This window comes from Anaerolineae bacterium, assembly GCA_013178015.1.
GTDB lineage: Bacteria > Chloroflexota > Anaerolineae > DRVO01 > DRVO01 > Ch71.
In genome coordinates this window covers 1-3825 of the sequence record JABLXR010000095.1, presented here as the reverse complement: position 1 = coordinate 3825, position 3825 = coordinate 1, and the positions used below count along the sequence as shown (strand labels likewise).

Genomic DNA, 3825 nt, shown 5'->3' with positions numbered 1-3825 from the left:
TCCTCCGGATGTGATGTTCATTCAGGAGGAGCCCTTGCCCAAGTATGCGGACAAGGGGCTGTACATGGACATGGATCCGTTGGTGGAAAGGGACGCTGCTGAGCTCAATCTGGACGACTTCTTCCCTGGAGTCCAGGAGATCTTCATGTGGGACGCGGAAGCCCAGAAGGTGAACCAGGGTATCCGCTACGCCATGCCAGCTGAGGGAGGTCCCACCGCGTGGTTCATGAACCTGGACGTGTTTGAGGCTGCTGGGGCCAAGATCCCGGAGGAGAATGGCGAAAACTGGACCATTGACGACTGGGTCGAGGCGATGGACCGAATCCGCGTCCTGCGCCCCGACGGAGGCCTAGAGCGTGCGGGCTTTGCTATCGCGGGACTGCGGGGTGCCAAGACATCATTCCTATGGACTCTATCGAACATGGAGGCGGACTACCTGAATGAGGACAGGACACGGTGCACCATGGATTCCCCTGCCTCTATCGCTGCCCATGAGGTGATATGGAAGTGGATTTTCGAGGACCGATTCTGTCCCCTTGAAGGCCAGGACATGGTGGGTCTGAGCGGAGTGGACATGTTCACTTCCGGCAAGATCGGGGCCCAGATGAGCGGTCCCTGGTACTTTCCCCAGCTTCGTCGTGCTAGCACCGCTGAGGGCGAGCGCTTGGTGAACTGGGACTGCTTCCTGCACCCCAAGAACAGCCTGGGCAACCGGTGGACGCAGCAAAGCTTCGACGGCTGGGCCATCGCCAGCGCAGCCCCAGCATTCAAGAAAGAGCCGGCCTGGTCTTTCATCAGGTACATGCTCAGCAACGAGGGCCAGGCCCGGATCAGCATGCTCGGGCGGGCCATGCCGGCCAGGCCGAGCGTGGCCTACACGGATGCCTTCAACCGGCCCGACACTCCCGAGAACGAAGATGTCTTCATCCGCTCGATGGACTTCGCCATTCCCCAGCCGGTGACCAAGTACTGGGCCGAGATGTGGCAGATTGTCTCCAAGTACTATGACATCATCTACAACCCGCAGACCAAGGACGAGATGACAGTAGCGGAGGCCTGCCAACGCATCGCCGCCGGCGTCAATGAGCTTCTGGAGATAGGGGAGTTGCCGACAAACTACTAGCGGAATCGCCTAGGCGGGTGGGCGCCCGAGGTGGGCATCTGCGCCACTCCGGGCGCCGCACTGGCTTGCCACGGAAGAGCCATCGAAGCCCATTTCTCAGAGCGGTCGCCGGCTCCGCTGGGCACGAGGTAGAGCTGCCCAACGCTGGGAGGTGATAGTGACGGAGCAGTCCTCAGAGGCGAGACGCCGGTCATACCTTGAGCAACTGCGTCGGATCCTGGTGCCCAGCCCGCCCTGGGAGAGCTGGCTGGCCGAGTCGGGAGAGCTGCCACCAGGTTTCGAGGCCATGCCCTCCTGCGCTGGGCTGCCGGACCCTCTGCTGCTGGGAGGCTCTCCAGGCTCAGGTCAAGTGCGCACTGTCGAGCAGTGGCAGAAGCGCAGGAAGGAAATGCGGGACCTGCTGACTCGGTGGGCCCTCGGTAGCACGCCACTAGGGACGCCGAGCATTGAGGCAGAGGTCCTTGGCGAGCGGCAGGAGGGCCGTGCCCTGAGCCGAGAGGTCAGGCTGCGCTTCGGCCAGGGTCAGCGAGGCTCGCTCTGGCTGGAACTGCTAATCCCGGACGGTGAGGGGCCACACCCGGTGTTCATGACTCAACATAATCACCGGCCTTGGGGCCTGATTGCGCTCCGGCGGGGATATCTGGCCTGCATCTACGCCGGCTCTGATTCGCGGGATGACACGGACTCCTTTCTTGATGCCTTCCCCGGCTACGACTGGGCCCGCCTTCGGCGCCGGGCTTGGGCGGCCAGTCGCTGTCTCGACTACCTGGAAACCGTCCCTGAGGCGGACGCGGGGCGGGTAGTGATCACGGGGCATTCCCGGAACGGAAAGCAGTCGCTCATGGCGGCGGCCTTCGATGACCGCTTCGCCGCCGTCATCTCCAGCAGTTCCGGCGAGGGGGGTGCATGCACGGCCAGGCTGTTCTCCTCCCAGCATTTCGGCGAGGGTATCGAGCTCGGCACCCTGCGGTTCCCGGATTGGTTCCATCCTCGGCTACGCTTCTTCATAGGCCGAGAGCACAAGTTGCCAATGGACTTCCATTACCTGGTGGCTCTCTGTGCTCCTCGGCCCTGTCTGCTTAGCACGGCTCTCAACGACGCCTGCGAAAGCACGTGGGCCATCCAGCAGACCTTCGAGTCGGCCCGGAGGGCCTACCGCTTCCTCGGTGCCGAGGAGAAGCTAGAGATCATGTGGCGGCCTGGCGGTCACGAGACCTCGCCCACCGTGATTGAGGCTTACCTCGACTGGTGCGATGGTCACCTAGGCCGGCGGCTGCGGAGGGCACAGAGAAGGTTAGTCTACCCGGCTAGCGACGAGGCCACGGCCGGGGCGGTCGCGGTAGCGTCCTCGCCCCCTACACCGTCGCCGGCGTTGGGAGAATGCCTTCTGTTAGACGAGGCCCACTGGGCGTTGAGGCGGGCCGAGATTCTGGCTGGGGTGTCGTGGGCACTGGGGGAGTCGCCTCCCCGCGCTGCCGGTGCCGAGTCTGCCTATGGCATCGAGCCTCGCCACACGGCCATGCTTCTGCGGCGCGACGAGCCAGACGAAGGGGTGGACAAGCATCAGGTCAACTTCGGGGAATACGTGAGCGCCGACGTGTTCACGCCTTCAGGTCTGGCAGACTCGGGGGCGCAGGCTCCAGCGGTTCTCTGGCTGCATCCCTTTTCCTTCTCCCATGGCTACGTGGCCGGGTATCACCATGGCCAGCAGGTGTTCAACAAGCTAACGCAGGAAGGCTACGTCACCTTCTGCTTCGACCAGATCGGCTTCGGAAGGCGGGTCGAGGAGGCGGAGAGCTTCTACCGGCGCCACCCAGAGTGGTCTCTCCTAGGGAAGATGGTACGCGACTGTCAGGACGCCCTGGATGCCTTGCTCGGGCTGCCGTATGTGGACGGTGGGGGAATCTGCCTGCTGGGGTATAGTATGGGGGCCTTGTTGGCGTTGCACGTGGCGGCGCTGGACGAGCGGCCAGCGGCCACGGCTGTGGTCTGCCCCCCACAGCCGTTCCGACGTGACGGCGAAACGAGTGAGACTGGCGGGCTCAGTCGCTGGTCCCGGGATTACATGCTTCTGACGCGGCTGGGGCGGTTTGTGGGCAATGAGGCAGCTGTGCCGTACGACCTGGAACACCTGATCGCCTGCAACGCTCCCAGGCCCCTTCTGGTGGTGACTCCGGAGCTGGACCGAGAGGCTCGTCTATCTGATGTCTCCGCTGCCATTGACAGAGCGCGCGCGATCTACCGGCTGCTGGGTGCGGAAGGGAACCTTACCCACGCTGTCCCTGAGGACTACAACCATCTCAGCCTGCAAGTGCTGGAGCCGGTACTGGATTGGATGAGCGGCTGGGCCGGCTAGTGCCCAGCCAACGGCCTTCGGGCAAGTGCGAGCAATCCGCACCCCGAAACAAGGGCCTAGACCGTGGCCATGGTTGTGGCAGCGGGGGGGCCATTACGTAGCTCCTGGGTCAATCGGTGCGCGCAAGCGCAGGGCAATGAGACGCAAGGGGGCGCTCATGGGGAACGGTGTGGGTCGCTTATCGGGCATCGCGAGTCTCACATTGAAGGAGGCAGGGACATGGCGAACTTGAGCAGACGGCGGTTCATGGGGTTGCTGGGCCTGGGCGTGGGGGGAGGAGCGGTGTTGTCGGCTTGCGGGGCGACGCCCACGCCGCAGGTGATCGAGCGGGTGGTGGAGAAGGAGG

General features: G+C 63.9%; 3 protein-coding genes. All 3 read left to right on the top strand.

The window, feature by feature from the left end; translation table 11 throughout:
• Positions 1-1123: extracellular solute-binding protein (locus HPY83_19620; GenBank protein ID NPV10156.1), on the top strand; the 1123-nt coding region annotated here is incomplete at its 5' end.
• 157 nt (positions 1124-1280) lie between these two features.
• Positions 1281-3479: an alpha/beta fold hydrolase gene (locus HPY83_19615; protein ID NPV10155.1), complete on the top strand. Its 2199-nt coding sequence runs from the start codon at positions 1281-1283 to the stop codon at positions 3477-3479.
• Between the two features lie 69 nt (positions 3480-3548).
• Positions 3549-3825: twin-arginine translocation signal domain-containing protein (locus HPY83_19610; protein NPV10154.1), on the top strand; the 277-nt coding region annotated here is incomplete at its 3' end.